This is a genomic window from Pseudomonas fluvialis (assembly GCF_002234375.1).
In the GTDB taxonomy this organism is placed as follows: Bacteria; Pseudomonadota; Gammaproteobacteria; order Pseudomonadales; family Pseudomonadaceae; genus Aquipseudomonas; species Aquipseudomonas fluvialis.
Map to the genome: position 1 here is coordinate 1 of NZ_NMQV01000020.1, position 20,066 is coordinate 20,066.

The 20,066-nt window shown below is 61.9% G+C and carries 21 protein-coding genes and 1 pseudogene; 6 read left to right on the top strand and 16 right to left on the bottom strand.

Annotation, left to right across the window (positions count from 1 at the left end):
• A partial coding sequence (locus tag CFY91_RS10490) for a cbb3-type cytochrome c oxidase subunit I (RefSeq protein ID WP_207759392.1) occupies nt 1-312 on the bottom strand: 312 nt, incomplete at its 3' end.
• A gap of 108 nt (nt 313-420) precedes the next feature.
• On the opposite strand from CFY91_RS10490, the gene CFY91_RS10495 reads away from it, so the two are divergent.
• Nucleotides 421-1,110 (top strand): alpha/beta family hydrolase, encoded by a 690-nt coding sequence (locus CFY91_RS10495; protein ID WP_133063684.1) that lies wholly within the window; start codon nt 421-423, stop codon nt 1,108-1,110.
• On the opposite strand, the gene CFY91_RS16520 is transcribed toward CFY91_RS10495, so the two are convergent.
• Together CFY91_RS16520 and CFY91_RS16525 are read right to left on the bottom strand one after the other, a co-directional pair.
• The gene (locus tag CFY91_RS16520; protein ID WP_425439756.1) at nt 1,100-2,017 is read right to left on the bottom strand and encodes a methyl-accepting chemotaxis protein; all 918 of its coding nucleotides are present in this window, start codon (nt 2,015-2,017) and stop codon (nt 1,100-1,102) included. The two genes, CFY91_RS10495 and CFY91_RS16520, sit on opposite strands and share 11 nt — an antisense overlap.
• Before the next feature lie 327 nt (nt 2,018-2,344).
• A pseudogene (locus CFY91_RS16525) lies at nt 2,345-2,674 on the bottom strand (PAS domain-containing protein); the annotation flags it as partial.
• A 164-nt stretch (nt 2,675-2,838) separates the two neighbouring features.
• On the opposite strand from CFY91_RS16525, the gene rlmM reads away from it, so the two are divergent.
• Together rlmM and tusA are read left to right on the top strand one after the other, a co-directional pair.
• Nucleotides 2,839-3,894: a 23S rRNA (cytidine(2498)-2'-O)-methyltransferase RlmM gene (gene rlmM, locus CFY91_RS10505; RefSeq protein ID WP_093986325.1), complete on the top strand. Its 1,056-nt coding sequence runs from the start codon at nt 2,839-2,841 to the stop codon at nt 3,892-3,894.
• A gap of 50 nt (nt 3,895-3,944) precedes the next feature.
• Nucleotides 3,945-4,181: a sulfurtransferase TusA gene (gene tusA, locus CFY91_RS10510; RefSeq protein ID WP_093986326.1), complete on the top strand. Its 237-nt coding sequence runs from the start codon at nt 3,945-3,947 to the stop codon at nt 4,179-4,181.
• A gap of 16 nt (nt 4,182-4,197) precedes the next feature.
• Here the strand turns inward: tusA and CFY91_RS10515 are convergent, their stop codons facing one another.
• From CFY91_RS10515 to CFY91_RS10565, 11 genes are all read right to left on the bottom strand, one after another.
• Nucleotides 4,198-5,262, bottom strand: a complete 1,065-nt coding sequence (locus CFY91_RS10515) for a protein-glutamate methylesterase/protein-glutamine glutaminase (protein WP_093986327.1) — start codon at nt 5,260-5,262, stop codon at nt 4,198-4,200.
• A 7-nt stretch (nt 5,263-5,269) separates the two neighbouring features.
• Nucleotides 5,270-5,743, bottom strand: a complete 474-nt coding sequence (locus CFY91_RS10520) for a chemotaxis protein CheD (RefSeq protein ID WP_229727156.1) — start codon at nt 5,741-5,743, stop codon at nt 5,270-5,272.
• Nucleotides 5,744-5,757: 14 nt separating this feature from the next.
• Nucleotides 5,758-6,564, bottom strand: coding sequence for a CheR family methyltransferase (locus CFY91_RS10525; RefSeq protein ID WP_093986329.1), 807 nt, complete (start codon nt 6,562-6,564; stop codon nt 5,758-5,760).
• 32 nt (nt 6,565-6,596) lie between these two features.
• Nucleotides 6,597-7,127: a chemotaxis protein CheW gene (locus CFY91_RS10530; RefSeq protein WP_093986330.1), complete on the bottom strand. Its 531-nt coding sequence runs from the start codon at nt 7,125-7,127 to the stop codon at nt 6,597-6,599.
• An 11-nt stretch (nt 7,128-7,138) separates the two neighbouring features.
• A complete protein-coding gene (locus tag CFY91_RS16325) occupies nt 7,139-8,788 on the bottom strand; it encodes a methyl-accepting chemotaxis protein (RefSeq protein WP_093986331.1) in 1,650 nt (549 codons plus the stop codon).
• 142 nt (nt 8,789-8,930) lie between these two features.
• Nucleotides 8,931-11,135, bottom strand: a complete 2,205-nt coding sequence (locus CFY91_RS10540) for a chemotaxis protein CheA (protein WP_093986332.1) — start codon at nt 11,133-11,135, stop codon at nt 8,931-8,933.
• A gap of 22 nt (nt 11,136-11,157) precedes the next feature.
• Nucleotides 11,158-11,484, bottom strand: a complete 327-nt coding sequence (locus CFY91_RS10545) for an STAS domain-containing protein (RefSeq protein WP_093986333.1) — start codon at nt 11,482-11,484, stop codon at nt 11,158-11,160.
• A 20-nt stretch (nt 11,485-11,504) separates the two neighbouring features.
• Nucleotides 11,505-11,873: a response regulator gene (locus CFY91_RS10550; RefSeq protein WP_093986334.1), complete on the bottom strand. Its 369-nt coding sequence runs from the start codon at nt 11,871-11,873 to the stop codon at nt 11,505-11,507.
• A 9-nt stretch (nt 11,874-11,882) separates the two neighbouring features.
• Entirely contained in the window at nt 11,883-13,118 is a 1,236-nt protein-coding gene (locus tag CFY91_RS10555; protein WP_371870520.1) for a methyl-accepting chemotaxis protein, read from the bottom strand.
• A gap of 319 nt (nt 13,119-13,437) precedes the next feature.
• On the bottom strand, nt 13,438-14,478 hold the full coding sequence (locus CFY91_RS10560; RefSeq protein ID WP_093986335.1) for a DUF3080 family protein: 1,041 nt from the start codon (nt 14,476-14,478) through the stop codon (nt 13,438-13,440).
• Complete coding sequence (locus CFY91_RS10565; RefSeq protein WP_279305026.1) at nt 14,478-15,842, bottom strand: MATE family efflux transporter; 1,365 nt, start codon at nt 15,840-15,842, stop codon at nt 14,478-14,480. The genes CFY91_RS10560 and CFY91_RS10565 overlap by 1 nt, the downstream gene beginning before the upstream one ends.
• Before the next feature lie 129 nt (nt 15,843-15,971).
• Between CFY91_RS10565 and pdxB the strand changes: the two genes are divergently transcribed.
• Complete coding sequence (gene pdxB, locus CFY91_RS10570; protein WP_093986337.1) at nt 15,972-17,126, top strand: 4-phosphoerythronate dehydrogenase PdxB; 1,155 nt, start codon at nt 15,972-15,974, stop codon at nt 17,124-17,126.
• Here pdxB and CFY91_RS16020 read toward each other — a convergent pair.
• Nucleotides 17,108-17,284 (bottom strand): PA1571 family protein, encoded by a 177-nt coding sequence (locus tag CFY91_RS16020; protein WP_165765322.1) that lies wholly within the window; start codon nt 17,282-17,284, stop codon nt 17,108-17,110. The genes pdxB and CFY91_RS16020 overlap by 19 nt on opposite strands.
• A 107-nt stretch (nt 17,285-17,391) precedes the next feature.
• Between CFY91_RS16020 and CFY91_RS10575 the strand changes: the two genes are divergently transcribed.
• Entirely contained in the window at nt 17,392-18,519 is a 1,128-nt protein-coding gene (locus CFY91_RS10575; RefSeq protein ID WP_093986338.1) for an ATP-NAD kinase family protein, read from the top strand.
• Here the strand turns inward: CFY91_RS10575 and CFY91_RS10580 are convergent.
• Complete coding sequence (locus tag CFY91_RS10580; RefSeq protein WP_093986339.1) at nt 18,506-19,240, bottom strand: phosphoadenylyl-sulfate reductase; 735 nt, start codon at nt 19,238-19,240, stop codon at nt 18,506-18,508. The genes CFY91_RS10575 and CFY91_RS10580 overlap by 14 nt on opposite strands.
• A 199-nt stretch (nt 19,241-19,439) precedes the next feature.
• Between CFY91_RS10580 and thrH the strand changes: the two genes are divergently transcribed.
• The gene (thrH, locus tag CFY91_RS10585) at nt 19,440-20,057 is read left to right on the top strand and encodes a bifunctional phosphoserine phosphatase/homoserine phosphotransferase ThrH (protein ID WP_093986340.1); all 618 of its coding nucleotides are present in this window, start codon (nt 19,440-19,442) and stop codon (nt 20,055-20,057) included.
• Nucleotides 20,058-20,066: the final 9 nt, after the last annotated feature.

Genomic DNA, 20,066 nt, shown 5'->3' on the forward strand with positions numbered 1-20,066 from the left:
TTGCCAGCCCCAGAAGGTGAAGGCAGCCAGGCCGTCCGAAAACAGGCGGGTCTGGCAGGTGCGTTGTACGGCGTAGTAGGACGTAGCGAACAGGGCACAGCCGCCAAAGGCGAAGATGACCGCGTTGGTGTGCAGCGGGCGCAGACGACCGAAGCTGGTCCACGGCAGGTTGAGGTTGAGGTCGGGCCAGACCAACTGGGCGGCGAGTAGGACACCGACGGCCATGCCGACGATCCCCCACACCACCGTCATGATGGCGAATTGGCGGACTACTTTATAGTTATAAGCAGTCTGTGTGATTGATGTGCTCATGTTGAGGGCTTCCATCCACTGTTATGGCGCTGTCACGCATCGTCCAGACGCACGGAAAAACCGCCCGTATGGGGACTTGAGACAGGGTTGGCAAGTTGCGAGGTAAGCATGAGCAATGCAAAGGGGGCGGTTATTGACAAGGATCAATGCCCACACACCTATCAGGGGCTTGAAGGGTGGCTGTTTGCCGCACCTGCCGAGCCCTGGGCAACCCTGTTGCTGGCGCATGGCGCGGGTGCCGGGATGGACAGTGAGTTCCTTGAGCAACTGGTAGCACAGTTGCTGGGCGAGGGCCTGGCGGTATGGCGTTTCGAGTTTCCCTATATGGCGGCACGGCGTACCGATGGGCGCCGTCGACCGCCCAATCCCCAGGCGCAGCTACTCGACAGCTGGCGTGCGCGTGTGGCGGACGCACGCCTGCGTAGCACTGGGCCGCTGGTGCTGGCCGGCAAGTCAATGGGGGGGCGCATGGCCAGTCTGTTGGCGGATGAATTGGCATTGCCGGTAGTGTGCTTCGGCTATCCCTTTCGCCCGCCGGGCAAGCCGGACAAGCTGCGCATCGCGCATTTGCAGGCGCTGCGTATGCCGGCGCTGATCGTGCAGGGTGAGCGAGATCCCTTCGGGCGGCGCGAGGAGGTGTCCGGCTACGCGCTGTCGGCCAGTGTGCGCCTGCACTGGCTGGTCGATGCCGACCATGACTTCAAAGCCCTGCGGCGCAGTGCTCTGGATCAAGCGGCATTGATCCGCGAAGCTGCCCGGCAGACGGCCGCCTTTGTCCGGCAACAGCTCAGCGATTGAAACGCTCGACCAGGGCCTGTTGGCTGGCCGCTGTCTGTTTGAGCGTTTCACTGAGCTGCGAGGTGCGTTGTGCTTCCTGGGAGGCCTGTTCGGTATGCGTGGCAATGCTGCTGATGCTGTGACTGATCTGTAGGGCTACGCTGCTTTGCTCTTCCATGGCGCTGGCGATCTGTTCGGTCATGCCGCTGATCTCGGCGACTGCCTGATTGATGCCCTGCAGGGCCAGATGGCTGTCCAGCACGCGCTGTACGCCTGCGGCGGCCTGGTCTTGTCCGTTGCGCATGCTGTCCACGGCGGCCTGGGCGGTTTGCTGCAGGCGGCTGATTAGTTGCTGGATCTGCTCGGTGGACTGACCGGTACGTTGCGCCAAGGCACGTACTTCATCGGCTACCACAGCGAAGCCGCGGCCCATGTCGCCGGCTCTGGCTGCCTCGATGGCTGCATTCAGGGCCAGCAGGTTGGTCTGTTCGGCGATGCTGCGGATGACTTCGACCATCCCGCCGATTTCACGGCTATCCTCGGCCACTCGGGCTACCGTGTCACTGCTGCCACTGATCAGAGTGGCCAATTGCTCGATGGCTGCACGGGTACCGTCGGCCACCTGCTGGCCCTGGCCGCTCAGTTGGCGCGCCTGCTGGCTGGCTTGTGCAGCCTGCTGCACATGTTGCGCGACTTCGCCTGTGGTGGCAGCCATCTGCTGTACGGCAGTGGCTACCTGTTCGCTTTCCAGGCGCTGCTGATGCAGGCTGTGGGCGCTGTGTTGTGCCAGTTCCTCGGCCTGGGTGGCTTGCTGGTAGAGGTGCATGGCGCTTTCCTGCAGGCGTGTAAGGCAGGTGCGTAGGTGGGCGCGCTGGCTGTGCATGGCCATTTCCAGGCGTGCTTCGGCGCCGCGGCTGTCGGTGTACATGCTGGCCGTCAGGGCGTCGCAGCTGGTGTCTTCGGCGTGACGTAGCAGGCGGCGAATGACCCGCTGTTGCCAGTGCAGGCCAGCCAGGCCCAGGGGGACGCTGAGCAGGGCAGCGAGGGCAAAGCCCCAGCCGCTGCCGAGCCAGCTACCAATCAGGAAGCCGATCTGACTGATGAGGATAAAGGGTAGCCAGTCCTGGGCGAGCGGCAGCCAGCGATGGCTGGAGGCGATGGCTGGTTGTCCGTTGTTCAGTCGGCGGTAGAGTTGTTCGGCGCGCCGGATCTGGCCGGGCGTTGGCTTGCTACGTACGGACTCGTAGCCAGTGATCGTGCCGCCTTCAAAAATCGGTGTGACATAGGCATTGACCCAGTAGTGATCACCGTTCTGGCAGCGGTTTTTGACGATGCCCATCCACGGCTTGCCTTGCTTGAGGTGCTGCCACATGTGTGCGAAGACCGCAGGCGGCACATCCGGATGGCGGACGATATTGTGCTCTGCGCCGACCAGTTGCTCGCGGTCGAAACCACTGATCTGCACGAATGCGTCATTGCAGTAGCGGATGCGACCGTGCAGGTCGGTGATGGAGATCAGGCGCTGCTCGTCCGGGAAACGACGTTCTTGCTGGGTGACGGGCTGGTTGTTGCGCATGGTGAGCATCCATCGGTGTAGGGGCGGGATTCCCCTTTAGGGTGCGACATATTACCTCATGGGAGGTATTGCATTGCTTAAAACTAGCAGTTGTTGAGCGATAGGGAAGTCGCCGGACGGGCGGGTAATCGTGACAGCGTTTATCATGGGCGCCTGCTGAGGAGCCTTGATCGATGAATACCCTGTTGCTGCACTGCCGTCCTGGTTTTGAAGGTGAAGCCTGTGCCGAAATCAGTGAATACGCCGCAGCCTTGCAGGTGACTGGTTTTGCGCGTGGCAAACCGGCTAGCGCCTATGCGGAGTTCGTTTGCAGCGAAGCCGATGGTGCGCAGCGCCTGATGCACGGATTGCGTTTTAATCAGCTGATTTTCATTCGCCAGTGGGCACGGGGTGGCTGGCTGGCGTTGCCGGAGCAGGACCGTATCAGTGTCCTGCTGGAGGCGCTGCAGGACTATCCCTGTGCGGGTAGCCTGTGGCTGGAGGTGTTTGACAGCAATGCGGGTAAGGAACTGTCGAATTTCTGCAAGAAGTTCGAGGCGCCTCTGCGCAAGGCGTTGCTCAAGGCCGGCAGGCTGCTTGAAGATGCGCACAAACCACGTTTGCTGCTGAGCTTCAAGAGCGGTCGGGAGGTCTTTGTTGGCCTGGCTGAAGCGAGCAATTGCGCACTGTGGCCGATGGGCATTCCACGGCTGAAATTCCCTCGCGAGGCGCCGAGTCGCTCGACCCTCAAGCTGGAAGAGGCCTGGCATACCTTTATCCCCCGTGAACAGTGGGATGAGCGTTTGTCTGGCGAGATGACCGGGGTCGACCTGGGTGCGGCGCCCGGCGGCTGGACCTATCAGTTGGTTCGCCGCGGCATGCTGGTCACTGCTATCGACAACGGGCCCATGGCCGAGAGCCTGATGGACACCGGTCTGGTGCAGCACCTGATGGTTGATGGTTTTACCTGGACACCCAGGCAGCCGGTGGACTGGATGGTCTGCGATATCGTGGAAAAGCCCGCACGTACGGCCGCCATGGTGGAGCGCTGGATTGGTGAGGGACATTGCCGCGAGGCGGTGGTCAACCTCAAGCTGCCGATGAAGCAGCGTTATGCCGAGGTGCGTCGCCTGCTTGAACGACTCCAGGAAGGCTTTGCCGCGCGCAAACTCAAGGTCTCCATCGCCTGCAAGCAGCTCTACCACGACCGAGAAGAGGTGACCTGTCACCTGCGGCGCCTGGGTAGATGACCTACGGCGTCCGATGGGGGAGAATGCCGACCTGTTTGTGGAGTAAGACCATGCCCCTGATCGCTGATGCCACCCTGGATGCCACCGGATTGTTCTGCCCTGAGCCGGTGATGATGTTGCACAACAAGGTCCGCGATTTGGCGCCGGGTGCGTTGCTGGAAGTCATCGCCAGCGATCCCTCGACGCAGCGTGATATCCCCAAGTTCTGCCTGTTCCTTGGTCATGAGCTGGTGCAGCAAGAGGCCGAGGCAGACGTCTTTCGCTACTGGATACGCAAGCAGGCCTGAGCAGGCTGGGTGTCAGTCAAGTGAGTATCACGGACGCAATGGCGTGCAGGTTGATGACCTGGTCGACGCCGCCCAGCTTGATTGCCTCCTTGGGCATGCCAAATACCACACAGCTCGCTTCGTCCTGAGCGTAGGTACGTGCGCCGCTGTCATGTAGCTCCTTGAGGCCGCGGGCGCCATCATCGCCCATGCCGGTCATGATGATGCCGGTGGCATTGCGCCCGGCGAAGCGCGCCACCGAACGAAACAGTACATCCACTGACGGACGGTGGCGGTTGACCAGCGGCCCATTGACCACCTCGACGTGATAGTAGGCGCCGCTACGCTTGAGCAGCATGTGCTTGCCGCCGGGGGCGATGAGCGCCAGGCCGGGAATGACCCGGTCATTGTTTCTAGCCTCACGAATCTCGATCTGCGCCAGACTGTTCAGTCGCTCCGCGAAAGAGGCGGTGAACTTTTCCGGCATGTGTTGCACGATCACGATACCCGGGCATACCCGTGGCAAGGCCGTCAACACGACTTCCAGTGCCTGCGTGCCGCCGGTGGAGGTGCCGATGGCGACGACGCGCTCGGTGGTTTGTGCCATCGCCTGCCCGTTGCCTGCCGGCAGAATGGCATCGGCATGTAGTTTGGCGGGTACTGGGGGGGCGCTGGCTGCATGTTTGAGCAGTTGATTCAGGTTGGCTTGGGCTGCAGCCCGGATGGCAGCTAGCAGTTCCGCGGCGGAGTCCTGCAGGAAGCTTTTCAGGCCAATTTTGGGTTTGCTGATGATTTCGACAGCGCCGGCTGCCAAAGCCTGTAGCGTGGTTTCTGCTCCCTTTTCCGTCAGTGATGAGCAAATCACTACCGGAGTGGGGCGCTCTGCCATGATCTTGCGCAAGAAGGTGATGCCGTCCATGCGGGGCATCTCCACGTCAAGCAGAATGACATCCGGCCACTGCTTGGCCATCTTGCCCATGGCGAACAACGGGTCGGAGGCGGTGCCAATGACCTGTATGTCCGGTTCGCGCTCCAGCAAGGCCAGGACGACCTGACGTACCACCGCAGAGTCGTCTACCAGCAAGACCTTGATTTTCCTCATCGGTACGTCAACTCCCTGTCAGGCGGTGGTGGCGTACCCATACGTCGCCCGTGGCAATATCGAAAAGGACCTGGCGGTGACCCGTGTGGCCCAGGCTTTCGGCGACCAGTTGCAGTTGATGTCGGGCAACCAGCCGACGTGCCGCTGCGATGTTGTTTTCAGCCACGCTGCCCTGTGCGGAAGGTTTGCTGAAGGCAGGGAACATGTTGCCGCCGCCGAACAGTTTGACCTGATATTCCTGGGGTAAGGTGCCATGGCGTGCGGCCTGCCGCAGGAACATCTGCATGGCCTCTTCGGCGTACCTGCCGTCCAGCTCATGGGTGGAGGTATGCCGGCTGGGTAGCATGTAGTGGCACATGCCACCAATGCGGCGTATGGGGTGCCACAGGGTGATGGCAACACATGAGCCGAGCAGTGTCTGAATACGTGTATTGGCACCGCCGAAGTGGAATTCGCCCGGTTGCAGAGTAACGAGTTGCATGCTGTCAGCGGTATTCATGGCTTGCGGTAGATCGACGGGCTGATGAGTTCCAAGGCATCGGTGACGCCATTTAGGCTTTCCGAGTGGCTAACGATGAAATAGCCCCCTGTCCTGAGCAAAGGCAGCATGCGCGCTACGACCTGCTGCTTGGTGGGCTGATCGAAATAGATCATCACGTTGCGCAGGAAAATGACCTCAAACTCGCCTATTGGCGGAAGCGTCTGGTTGAGGTTGATCTGCATGAAGTGCACGCGCTCGCGCAAGTGGCGTTCGATCAAAAAGGTGCCTTCCTGCCTGCCGGTGCCTTTCAGGCAATATCTGAACAGTTGCGGCTTGCCGATGTGGCGTGCACGCGCCAGTGGGTAGTGGCCACTGCGTGCCTGGGCCAGTACCTGGCTGCTGATATCCGAGGCAAGGATTTCCCAAGGCGCACTACCCAGGCAGTCCGCCAGGGTCATGGCAAGGCTATAGGGCTCTTCGCCGGTTGAGCTGGCGGCACTCCACAGGCGAAAAGGCCTGCCACTGAGCGGCTTGCCGAGTACCTGGCTACGCAGGAAGTCGAAATGCCGGGGCTCACGGAAAAAATAGGTTTCATTGGTGGTGAGCAGGTCCAGGGCAATCTGTTGCTCCTCCCCCGGCGTTTTGCTCATGATCAGTTGGAAGTAGTCACCATAGCTTTGTAGTTGGTGGTATTTCAGGCGCTTGCTCAGGCGCCCGGCTACCAGAGCTTTCTTGGCAGGGCTGAGGCTGATTCCCGCGGTGCGGTACAACCAGCCGCGGAACTGTTGGAATTCGCCATCCTGTAGTGGGGTGACATCCATCGTATTGCGTCCTTGGCCGAGCCCTGTTCGTTTTAGCTGGGGGTGGCGAGTGCGGGGCCGCTGGCTTCGGAGAGCAGGGTCATTTCATCGACGGACAGCACCTGGTCAACATTCAGCACGATGACAAAGGCGCCGTTGACCTTGGCCATGCCGCTAATGAAGTCCGCACGAATCTTCGCGCCGAACGCTGGGGGCGGTTCGATCTCGCTGCGGGCGATCTCCAGCACAGCCGAAACGGAGTCGACCATCAGGCCAATATCCTGTGTATTGCCATCGCTATCGGCCTCGATGATGACGATGCAACTGCGCCTTGTGACCTCTGCGTTATGCCGCCCAAAGCGCGCCGACAGGTCGATGACGGGCACCACGGCACCACGCAGGTTGATCACCCCGCGCACAAAGGCCGGCATCATGGGGACGCTGGTGAGCTGGCCGTATTCGAGTATCTCCTTGATGCCCAGTATGCCAATGGCAAACATTTCTCCACTGAGCATGAAGGTCAGGTATTGCGCCTCTTCCTGGGACTGGCGTAGGTCCGTTTCGCGAGTGAGCAGAGCACCCATGCTGACCTCCTCTAGAAGCGGGTGAAGTCGGCTTCCGCCGGACTGTTTGCGGCATGCAGCGAGCTGTTGGCCGGGGTGTGCAACGGCACGTGAGCAGGCTTGCCGGCGCGCATGGCGCGATGTACGACGGCCTTGTGTGCTGTGCCGGTCGAACCGGATACGCTGAAGAAACTCATGGCCTGCTGCAGTTGCTCGGCCTGGCTGCTCATTTCTTCGGCGGTGGCGGCCAGTTCCTCACTGCTGGAGGCGTTCTGCTGGGTGATCTGGTTGAGCTGGGTCATCGCCGTATTGATCTGCGCCACGCCACTGGATTGCTCCTCGGACGCTGCGCTGATCTCCTGTACCAGGTCGGAGGTCTTGTTGATTGAAGGCAGCATGGCGTCGAGCAGTTTGCCGGCTTTCTCGGCCAGCTCCACGCTGCTGGACGACAGCTCGCCAATTTCCTGTGCGGCAATCTGGCTGCGTTCAGCCAGCTTGCGGACCTCGGCGGCCACCACGGCAAATCCCTTGCCATGCTCGCCGGCCCGGGCGGCTTCGATAGCGGCGTTAAGCGCCAGCAGGTTGGTTTGGTAGGCAATGTCGTCGATGATGCTGATGCGCTGGGCAATCTGTTTCATGGCGGCGACCGTCTGCTGCACCGACTCGCCTCCCTCAGTAGCTTCTTTGGCCGCCTTGCTGGCCATGCCGTCGGTGACCTTGGCGTTTTCCGTGTTCTGGTTGATGCTCGCGCTCATTTGTTCAATGGAAGCGCTGGTTTCCTCGACGCTGGCGGCCTGTTCACTGGTTGCCTGGCTCATCGCTTGAGCAGTGGCGCTGACCTGCTCGGAGGCGCTGGCCAGGCTGTCCGCCGAGTTGCGTACTTCGCCGATGATCTGTGCCAGCTTGCCGACCATATCCCTGATCGAGGCAAGCAGGCTGCTGCTGTCGTCCTTGCGCAGGTTGATATCCACCGTCAGGTCGCCATTGGCGACTTGCTGGGCAATTCTCGCCACATAGCCCGGCTCGCCGCCGAGTTGGCGTGTCAGATTGCGGGTAATCAGCCAGGCGGCGACGAGCGCGACCAGTACCGCAGTGCCTGCGGCAATCAGCATGAGCAGGCGGGCATTCAGGTAATTCTTGTGCGCGGCCTCACCCGAGGCGACCAGCAGCTCAGCCTGATAGGCTTGCAGTCCTTTGGCGCTGGTCTGGTAGGCGATCAGTATGGGGCGCAATTCATTTTGCAGGTATTGCCGTGATTGCTCGGGAGAGCCCTGCTCGATGAGTTGCAGCAGTTGATCCTGGCTGGCGACATAGGCCTGGCGGTGCTGGATGATTTCCTGGAGTAGTTCCAGGCCCCTGACGGAGGTCAGTTCCTTTTCCAGTTTGTCGATGATGGCGCCCAGTTCAGCACGGGTTTGCAGAATGGTCTGTCGCTGCTGGGCACGGTCCTGCGGGTCGTCGGTCAGCATCATGTTGCGCAAGGCAATGGCGATGGTGTTGGTTCGCTCCACGATGCCATAGGCCATTTCGGTCCTTGGCCAGCGTTGCTCCATGACCTGATCCAGCGACTCATTGATCTGGCCCATTCGGCTGATGCCGATAAAGGACACAATAGTCAGCATGATGATCAGCACACCGAAGCCCAGGGCCAGCTTGGTTGCGACTTTCATATTGTTGAGCATGAGTTCTATCCCTTTTCTCAAGTTAAGCGATGCGGCAATCTGGCTGACCTGCTGTCGGGCTGGGTCGCGCAACCGTGTCAGTTATCTGTGCTCGATGTGTCTGTCATGGCATGTGCATGGTTCCTTGCTGTGCACCGCTTGTTTAGCGAGCGCAAATCGACAGCGCAGCGGGTTGCTGGGCGGCGTGAGATGCCTGGCGGGTAATCTGCAGCACCAGGGCGGGTACATCGAGAATCAGGGCTACGGCACCGTTGCCAAGAATGGTTGAACCACTGATCCCGCGTAATGTGCTGAACAGCTTGCCCAACGGTTTGATAACCGTCTGGAATTCGCCCAGCAACTCATCGACAACCAGGCCGGCCTTGTGCTCGGCACAGCGTACGACCACTACGTTTTCACGCCGCCCCGGGCTACCGTCGATGTTGAAGTGTTCGCGCAGGAAAATCAGTGGCAGTACCTCGCCCCGCAAATTGAGGTAGCCACGCTCGCGCGTGGCGCGCCGATCATCGGCAGATAGTTCCACGCATTCCTGCACCATGTTCAGCGGCACGACATAGCTGGCCTGGCTGATGCCCACCAGAAAACCATCGATAATGGCCAGGGTCAGTGGTAGGCGAATGCGCACGCGGGTGCCGAGGCCTGGCTGGCTATCCAGCTCCACGCTGCCACGCAGGGCGGTGATGTTGCGTTTGACGACATCCATGCCTACACCACGTCCGGATAAGCTGGTGATGGCACTGGCTGTCGAGAACCCGGCTTCGAAAATCAGGTTGTACAGTTCCGCATCCGTAGGTGTGGCGGTACTGCTGATCAGGTCTCGCTCACGGGCCTTTTGCAGGATGCGTTGACGGTCAAGGCCGCGCCCGTCATCGCTGATCTCGATAACGATGCTGCCGGAATCATGATAGGCGTTGAGGTGCAGGTTGCCCTTGCTGGGCTTCCCGGCAGCCTGGCGTACTTCCGGCAGTTCTATGCCGTGGTCCATGGCATTGCGGAGCAGGTGCATCAGCGGATCACCAATCTTCTCCACTACGCTCTTGTCCAGTTCGGTCTCCGCGCCGCTGATATGCAGCTCGATGTCCTTGCCCAGCTCCTGGCTGACATCACGTACCACGCGCTGGAAGCGATTAAAGGTATCGCCTATCGGTACCATGCGCAGACGCAGTGCGCCGTCACGGATTTCTTCAACCAGCCCGCTGACTACCGAGGTGGCTTCTTGCAGCGCTTCGTCCTGGCAGTTCTGTGCCAGCAGGCTGGCTCCAGCCCCTGCAATGACCAGTTCGCCGACCAGGTTGATCAGTTCATCGAGCTTGTCGGCCTGCACCCTGACGTAGCGCTGCTCACGGCTACGCTGCTCCTGTAGCTGGCTCTGCTTGTCAAGTGCAGCCTGGACGACCGCCGGCTGCACGACGCGCTGTTCAAGGAGAATTTCCCCGAGCAGCTGCTGGGGCTGGTTGCCAGATGGGTTTTCCTGGGCCGCCAGCCCGCGTTCCAGCTCCTGGGGCGTCAGCGCGCCGCTGCTGACCAGCAGTTCGCCCAGGCGGGAGAAGTCTTCTGGTAGTTGCTGGAGCATCTCGATGTATTCAGCGATCTTGCCGTGGGGTGGCAGGATATGAATCTGGCAGTCGTCACGAACGAAGTCGAAGGTTTCGGCGATCGTGGCACGTTCGGCATCACTTTGTAGCTCGATCTCAAAGCCCAGATAACAGCTTTCCGCGTCCATGCTGTCCATGGGCGGCATGCTGTCGCTTAGTGTGCTGATGCGCTGAATCGAGCCGATGCTGTTGAGGTAGCGCAAAAAGGACAGTGGGTCCATGCCGTTGCGCAGTACCTGTGGGCCGAAGCGTAGGGAAATGTGCCATAGCTCGGAGCTGACGTGCTGCTCGTCGCACACCTCAATGGTGGGCTCCGGGGCATGCACCACAGGCATGCAGGCTTCTTCGGTGACAGCTTGCTGGTAGCTGTACAGGCGCTCGCGCAAGCCGCACTCGTGGGCATGGGCAGTGGCGTCCAGTTGCCCGCCCTGTACAGCAACCACCTCGATCAGTTGTTGCATGTGATCGCCGCATTCGAGCAAGAGGGCGATCAACTGGGCCGTGACAGCAAGATTACCGTCACGCAGGCGTTGCAGGATGTCTTCGACGATATGCGTAAAACTGACGATAGGATCAAGACCAAACAGGCCTGCCGAGCCCTTGATGGTGTGTGCGGCACGAAAAATGGCTCCGAGTGTTTCGGCGTCATCCGGTGCACTTTCCAGACGAAGCAATGCTGCTTCCATCTCCTCCAGCAACTCGCGGGCTTCGGCGATGTAGGTTTGCAGGGCCTGATCCAGGGATGTGCTCATGGGGCATTCCTTTAGCGTTGGCTCAGCCGTTGGGCGAATGGGCAATCACCAGTGGGTCGCCGAAAAAGGCGGCCAGGTTGCATAGGTCGAAGACCTCGAGCACAGCCCGGCTATGCCGGCTCAGGCGCAAGGCTGTCTCGTTACGAGTGGCTTCGCGCTTGGCCAGGATCAGTAGTTGCAGGCCGGCACTGTCGATTTCGCAGACCTCGGCCAGGACGATTTCCAGCTCGCCGTCCTGCCCCAGGTGTGGCATGAGCTGCGCCTTGAGGTCGGCGGCGGTGTAGATCGTCATTTCGCCTTCGATGTGCAGCAGCGTGCGGCCATCCTGGCTTTCCGTGCGTATGCTCATGGCGGGCTCCTGGCTGACAGTCAGGGCAATATGAGCTTGGAAACGGCAGCCAGCATTTGTGCCGGCTGGAATGGCTTGACTACCCAGGCTTTGGCGCCTGCAGCCTGACCTTCCTGTTTCCTGGCTTCCTGGGATTCGGTGGTCAGCATGATGATCGGCGTGAATTTGTAGTTGGCGAGCTTTTTCACTTCCTTGACGAACGTGATGCCGTCCATGTTTGGCATGTTCACGTCACTGATCATCAGGTGGATTTTCTGTCCGCTGAGCTTGTTCAGGGCATCCTTGCCGTCGCAGGCTTCGATGACCTCGTAGCCGGCACCCTTGAGGGCGATGCTGACCACCTGGCGAACACTGCTGGAGTCGTCGACGACCATTACCGTTTTAGCCATGTGCTTCTCCTAGAAAAAGGTGATTGCCTGTTCCCGCGAGTTGTCCAGTGCCTGTCCGTGGTGAATCTGTCGCTGTTCGGTGGTGGCGTAGGTCAGTGCCATGTCGGCCAGCCAGGCGTCTGCGTCGATTTGCTGGAGCATTTCTGGTTGTTCAAGGCAGTCCTGCAGGTGACTGTGCAGCGCCTCCATGTTTTTGCGGACATGCGCCAGGATCTGGCTGACCCGATCCTGGAATTGCAGGGCAACCATGACCTCACTGATTTCGTCACGAATGCCTACGCTTTCCTGCTGGAGCAGTTCGGTGGATTGGCAAAGGCTCTGGGTAATGCCATGGAAGCGATCCAGCACATGCTGGATGCTCTCTTCCGAGCTGCGGATGGAGTGGTTGTCGTTGTCGGCAGTATTGCCGGCGACTTCCACCAGTTGCTGGATGGCGTTGTTGATAATGTCCACCGTGGCAGACATTTTTTGCCCTGTTTGACTCGATAGGCTCGACAGGCTGCGCACTGCGTCGGCGACAACGGCAAATCCCCTGCCGGCTTCCCCGGCACGGGCGGCTTCAATGGCGGCATTCAGTGCCAGCAGATTGGTTTGTGCAGCGATAGCCGCTACTTCGGTGGCCATGCTGCGAAGTTCGCCGGTATATCCGGTCAGTCCGCGGACCTGTTGGAGAAGCTCATCGCGGCTGGATTGGGCCGCCTTGAGCCTGTCGATGACCTTGGTCAGGGCGCTTTCGCTGTGTGCCATCACCCCCAGCACTCCGTCCTGATGATCGGTGGCCAGGTTGCCGGCGGCTTGCTGTGAGGTCTGCACGGCTTCTTGTAGTTTGTCGTAAAGACCGGCGAAGCGTGCAGTAAGGGCGACGATGGCTTCTTCAGTCTGCTCGCGTGAGCTTTCCACTTGCTGGGACCAGATGGGCATTGCGCGCAGGCACACGGCTTGCAGGCCCCGTGAAGTGGCTTGCTGCTGAGTCAGCTGTTGCGCCTGCTGCTCTCTATCCAGGTGTTCCTGCAGTTGCGCCAGTGCCTGCCGATGGCCGCGCAAGACCATGCGACAGGCCAGCGCGGCCAGAGCCAGCAGGCATAGCGTGGCGCCAGCCGTGGCTGTGTTGGCGCCCCCCAGAGCGAGCAGGAACCCACAAGCGACTAGTCCCAGCGCTACTAACGGGCCGAGCAAGACCATGCTGGAGGCCTGGTGGTTGCCGGCAGGGCGGGAATCGACAGGGAAGGAGGCTTGGCTGGGCATGTGATTATCCTTAATCAGTGCGCTCCGTGAGGTGTTGCCATGTTCAGTCTGGTCGCAGGCAGGAGAGGCTGGTTGTCTCTTGCCAAGGTTATTCAGTGAGCAAACCGGCGTCGCAGTGGTTTTGTCTTGATGGCTATCACTGTGGCAACAGCTTGCACCAAGCCCACTACAGGCAATCCTGGGCGGGGTATGGCCAATGTTTTCGAGCGTAGAACAGGTCGTGCTGACTGCAAGGTCAGGTATTGAAAAAAATCGGACAGGCTGACCAGTGGTTTGCCAGGGAGAAGCTGCGTGTTGCGCGGTCAGGTCTTTCTATGGCTCAGCGCAGGCGCCAGCGTGGCTGGCCAGGGGCCATCTGGCAGCTGCGTAGTAGCGCTTGCCAGTGCTCGATATGCGCCTGGCGGCTGGCCTGGAACGACTGCCACAGCGAGTGCTCGGTAGCGCTCAAACGGGCCAGATACTCATCCAGTGCCGGCGGTATGCCGGGTGTCTGGCGTAGCGCCTGCAGGGCCTGCTGCCAGGCCTGTCCCTGTTGTTCCACCTCGGCCAGGTAGGGCTGCAACTGGCCGGCGTAGTAGCGCTGAAAAACCCTCAGCACCGCCTGGGCGCGTGGATTGTCGTAGCCGCCAGGGCACAACGGGCGCTGTAGGCGGGCGCGCAGCAGCACATTACCGCGCTCCAGGCTCTGTTGCAGGCTGAGCAGGCTGGTCAGCAACTGCGCCAGGCTGTGATTGCGTTGCAGCGCCTGGAACAACTCGTCGCTGACTGGGCGTGGCGGGCCGGCATGCGGTGTCTGACCAATCAGTGCCAGGCGCTGCAGCGCAGCGAGGGCTTGCTGATCCATCGGCTGGCCGGATGGCAGGCTGTGCCGTGCAGCGCGTAGCAGGTGCTCGAACTCGCTACTGGCATTCAGCGCGTTCCAGAATACCGCGGGCATTTGCGCACGCTTTTGCTGGTAAAGCCCTTGCAGGCGCTCGGCGGCGGCCCCCTGTAGATGAGGTTGACAGTCCTGCATGGCCTGCAACAGTTCGTTGTCAAAACCCAGGCGCTGGCTGGCGGTGAGTTGTCGACCAAGACTGCCGTTGCGCTCGCCGAGCAGTTGCTGCAGGCGCGGACACGGCTGGATGTCGACCAGCAGCTCCAGCAGGCTGATGCGGATTTCCTCGATGGGCAGCAGGCGCGTGCGGCGTGCGGGCAGCCGGTAGTCGCTGCGCGGTAGCGGCTGAGCGCTGGGCAGTGGGCTGTCGAGAACCCGCGCCAGACGCTGCAGGTAATCAGCCTGCAGGGCCTGCCCCGTATCCTGAGGCTGGCAGGCGGCCAGGCACAGGGCGCTGAGTATCAGCAGTGCCCGGCCGCGCATCAGGCGTTCCTGATCTGCCGTCGAGCGCTGCGCGCCAGGCGGATGCCGAGCATCAGTGCGGCACAGGTCAGCCCCACCACCAGACCCTGCCAGAGACCGGCCGGGCCGCTGGGCGTACCGAACCAGTGGCTGAGCCCCAGGCCGTAGCCGACCGGCAGGCCGATGCCCCAGTAGGCGAACAGGGTGAGCAGCATGGTCACCCGGGTGTCCTGATAGCCGCGCAGGGCACCGGCTGCAGTGACCTGGATGGCATCGGAAAACTGGAACAGCGCGGTGTAGACCATCAGGCTGGCGGCGAGGCTGATCACCGCCGCATCGTGGGTGTATAGGGCAGCAATCGACTCGCGTAGCCAAAGCATGCTGCTGGCCGACAGACAGGCATAGGCCAGTGCGCTGGCCATGGCCACGCCTGCGGCAAAGCGCGCGGCACGTGGCTGGCCGGCACCGAGGGTCTGGCCAACCCGTACCGTGGCGGCCATGCCCAGCGAGTAAGGAATCATGAACACCATGGAGCTGAAGTTGAGGGCAATCTGGTGGCCGGCTACTACCTCGGCGCCCAGGCCGCCGATCAGCAGGGCGATTACCGAGAAGATGCTGGCTTCGGCGAAGATGGCAATGCCAATCGGCAGGCCAACCGCCAACAGGCGCTTCTGTACAGCCAGTTGCAGCCCGTCATAGCGCTGGAATACCTGGCAGGCGCGGTAGTAGGGCGCCCAGCAGACCCACCAGAGCATACCCAGCAACATGGCCCACATGACCAGGCCGGTTGCCCAGCCGCAGCCGACACCGCCCATTGCCGGCAGGCCGAGTTTGCCGTAGATGAACAGGTAGTTGAGGGGAATATTCAGTAGCAGGCCAAGGATGCCCAGCACCATGGCCGGTCGGGTGTGTCCCAGGCCATCACTGAAGCAGCGCAGCACGTGATACAGCGCCACGGCAGGAAAGCCGCAGGCCACTGCCTGCAGGTAACCCATGGTGGGCGGGATCAGCGCTGCATCGACACCCATCAGGCGCAGCACGGGTTCGCTGTGCCAGAGCAGCAGGCCGCACAGGCCGCCCGTCAGCAAGGCCAGCCAGAGCGCCTGGCGTACCAGTGGGCCGATGCTGGCGTGCTCGCCGGCGCCAAAGCGCACTGCAACCTTGGGTGTGGTGGCCAGCAGGACGCCGGTCATCAGCAGGAACAGCGGTACCCACAGCGAGTTGCCAAGGGCTACGGCAGCCAGGTCGGCGGCACTGACCCGGCCGGCCATGAGGGTGTCGACGAAGCCCATGGCGGTATGTGCCAGTTGGGCGATGATGATGGGCACGGCGAGGCCGAGCAGGGCGCGCAGCTCGTGGCCGATGCGCTGGGTTTTGCTTTGCACGGTGTTCACACAACTTGCCGATAAGGTAGGGCGGCAGGGCAGTCTACGCCTGGCCGGACAGTCAGGAAAGCGCCTGCCCCCAGCGCCTGTCGACTGGCGTAGAATGGCGGCCCCGCGAAGGAGTCCTGCATGCATATCCTGGCTGACGAAAACATTCCCCTGGCGGAGGCATTCTTCGCTGAGTTCGGCACCTTGCGCCGTCTGCCGGGACGGCAGATCAGCGCGGCAGACCTGGAGGATTGCCAGGTGCTGCTGGTGCGCTCGGTCACCCGGGTTGACCGTGAGTTGCTGGCCGGCAGCGCGGTACGTTTTGTCGGTACCTGCACTATCGGCACCGATCATCTGGATCTCGACTACCTGGCCACTGCCGGCATCCACTGGGCCAGTGCGCCCGGCTGCAATGCCCAGGGGGTGCTCGACTATGTACTGTCGAGCCTGCTCTGTCTGGCTGAGCGTAACGGCGAAGCGCTGCACGACAAGGTCTACGGGGTGGTCGGTGCCGGTCAGGTCGGCGGTCGTCTGGTGGCCTTGCTGCGTGGCCTGGGCTGGCAGGTGCGCGTCTGCGATCCGCCTCGCCAGCGCCGTGAGGGGGGGGATTTCGTCAGTCTGGAGCAACTGCTCGCCGAATGCGACGTGATCAGCCTGCATACCCCGTTATCCCGTGAGGGCGAGGATGCTACCTGGCACCTGCTTGACCAGGCGCGCCTGGCAGCCCTGCGCCCAGGCTGCTGGCTGATCAATGCCAGTCGTGGCGAGGTGGTCGACAATGCCGCGCTGAAAGGCTGCCTGCAGGCCGGGCAGGCGTTGCAGGTGGTTCTGGATGTCTGGCAGGGCGAGCCGCTGGTGGATGTCGAACTGGCTGCGCTGTGCCAGTTGGCGACACCCCATATCGCCGGCTATAGCCTGGATGGCAAGCTGCGCGGTAGTGAACAGATCTATCGGGCGCTGTGTGCCTGGCTGGGGCAGGCACCCCGTCACCAGCTGTGCGACCTGCTGCCGTCGCCCTGGTTGGCCGGCTTGGCGCTGAGCGCACAAGCCACGCCAGAATGGCTATTGGCCACGCTGTGCCGTGCCGTGTATGACGTGCGCCGTGATGATGCGGATTTTCGCCGTAGTCTGCAGGGCGACGCTATCCAGCGTCGCCAGCAGTTTGATCTGTTGCGCAAGCATTACCCCATGCGCCGTGAGCTGCAGGGGCTGGCGGTCAGCCTGCAGGGTGACAACCAGCAACTGGCCGCGCTGCTGCAGGCCCTGGGTTGCCGGCTTCAGGCTGGGTGTGACTGAGTAGCCAGGCTTTGCTCCAGCTCGCGGCAGGCTTGCTGGATCATTTGCTCGGTGATGGGAATCTCCCGGCCTTCGGCATCGATGATTGCCGCGCTGTACAGCGGCTGGGCGGCACGGCTGGCGGGTTGGCGGGTAGCGGTAGCGTCGAGCTGTTGCATGGAGCGGTCCTCGTCAGATCGGTTTCTAGGCTGGGTACAGGCTAGACGCCGCTGATGACCGCTGGGTTACACGAAGATGTCAGGAATATGCACGGGGAGCAGGTGCTATGCGTATCGGTTTGATCATCAACCCGCTGGCCGGGCTGGGCGGCAGTGTGGCGCTCAAGGGCAGTGACGGGGTGGCCGAACAGGCCCTGGCACTGGGCGCCGAGCCGCGTGCCGTGTGGCGTACCGAGCAGGCCCTGCAGGTGCTGCTGCCCTGGCGCGAACAGGTGGAATTCCTCAGTCTGCCAGGGGCGATGGGCGGTGATCTGCTGGCGCGCATGGGCTTTCGTCATCAGTTGCTGACGCGGCCGCTGCAGGAAACGACTAGCGCAGCCGATACGCGCGCCGCGGTGATCGCTCTGCAGCAAGCCGGCTGTGCTCTGCTGCTGTTTGCCGGTGGCGATGGCACGGCACGTGATGTCGCCGAGGTCGTTGCGCCCGGTCAGGCCGTGTTGGGTATTCCGGCCGGGGTGAAGATCCACTCCGGGGTGTATGCGTTCAGCCCGCAGGCGGCGGGCGAACTGCTGGTGCGTCTGCTGCAGGGCGGTCTGGTGCGCCTAACCCAGGGCGAGGTGCGCGACCTGGATGAACAGGCACTGCGCGAGGGACGGGTGACTGCCCGCTGGTATGGCGAGATGACGGTACCGCAGGAGGGGCACTTCCTACAGCACGTCAAGCAGGCGGGGGTGGAGTCTGAAGAACTGGTACTGCTCGAACTGGCCGACTGGCTGAGCGAGGAGTGGCAGCCAGGTGTTCGCTATGTATTCGGCCCGGGCTCGACCCTGCACGGCCTGGCCAGCCAGCTGGGGTTGCAGACCACGCTGCTCGGCGTGGACGTGATCGAGGATGGGCGGGTGCTGGCTCGCGACGTGGATGCCGCGCAGTTGCTGGCGCTGGTCGACGGGCACGCAGCCCGCCTGCTGGTCACCGCGATTGGCGGGCAGGGGCATATCCTCGGCCGTGGCAACCAGCAGATCAGCCCGCAGGTGGTGCGGGCGATCGGTCTGGACAACCTGCGCGTGGTGGCCACCAAGCGCAAGCTGGCCACCCTGCAGGGGCGGCCGTTGCTGGTCGATAGTGGCGATCCCGCCCTGGATCAGGCCTTTCCCCCCGCGGTGCGGGTATGGGCTGGTTATCGCGAGGAACTGCTCTACCCGCTGGGCTGGACGAGTTCGGCTACGCCTTGCTGATCAGGTTGCCGGCGTGCAGGCCGCACTCCTTGTGAGTGGCTTCCTCCCACCACCAGCGACCTTCGCGCTCGTGCTGGTTGGGTAGTACCGGGCGGGTACAGGGCTCGCAGCCGATGCTGATAAAGCCACGCTCATGCAGCGGGTTGTAGGGAATCTCCAGCATGCGGATGTAGCCCCAGACTTCCTCGCTGGTCATCTGGGCCAGCGGGTTGAACTTGTAGAGCGGCTTGTCGGCTGTCGAGAAAGCGCCATCCAGCTCCAGCGCCGCTACCTGGCTGCGCGTGCCCGGACTCTGGTCGCGGCGTTGGCCGGTGGCCCAGGCACGTACGCTGGCCAGCTTGCGCTTGAGCGGGGCGATCTTGCGCACCCCGCAGCACTCGCCATGGCCGTCCTTGTAGAAGCTGAACAGGCCCTTGTCACGTACCAGAGCTTCGACCGCGGCGGCTTCCGGCGACAACACTTCAATGGCGATGCCATAGTGCTCGCGGACCTGCTCGATGAACCGGTAGGTCTCGGGATGCAGGCGCCCGGTGTCCAGGCTGAAGACCTTGACCTGCTTGTTCAGCTTCCAGGCCATGTCGACCAGCACCACATCTTCGGCGCCGCTGAAGGATATCCACAGGTCATCGCCGAAGTGCTCGAAAGCGAGCTTGAGGATGTCCTGCGGGGACTTGCTGGCATAGGCCGCGGCGAGGGCGGCGACGTCGAAGGCTTGGCTCATGCTTCAGGTTTCCTCATGGCTGGGTGCTGCGTGCACCTCTGTAGGCGGGCGATGGTAGCAAAGGCGTGTTATTCGCCTAAATAACGAAGTTCCATGATGACTGTGGGTTTTAGATATAAGGATGTGCCAGCTCGGATTGCGTGTGTCGCGCGCTGCCGCTAGAGTGCCGCCTTCTCCCACTCTTGCCGAGGATGTACTTGTGGAAATCGCCTGTCTTGACCTGGAAGGTGTGCTGGTTCCGGAAATCTGGATCGCCTTCGCCGAAAAAACCGGAATCGATGCGCTCAAGGCGACCACGCGTGACATTCCCGACTATGACGTCCTGATGAAACAGCGCCTGCGCATCCTCGATGAGCATGGCCTGAAGCTCAAGGATATCCAGGACGTGATTGCCACCCTCAAGCCGCTGGACGGCGCGGTGGAGTTCGTCGACTGGCTGCGCGAGCGCTTCCAGGTGGTGATCCTTTCCGACACCTTCTACGAGTTCTCCCAGCCGCTGATGCGCCAGCTGGGCTTTCCGACCCTGCTTTGCCACAAGCTGATCACCGACGAGACGGATCGTGTGGTGGACTATCAGCTGCGCCAGAAGGATCCCAAGCGTCAGTCGGTGATTGCCTTCAAGAGCCTCTACTACCGGGTCATCGCTGCCGGCGATTCGTACAACGACACCACCATGCTCAGCGAAGCGCATGCCGGCATCCTGTTCCATGCCCCGGACAATGTGATCCGCGAGTTCCCGCAGTTCCCGGCGGTGCACACCTATGAAGATCTCAAGCGCGAGTTCCTCAAGGCCTCCAATCGCTCGCTGAGCCTGTAATCTGCGGCG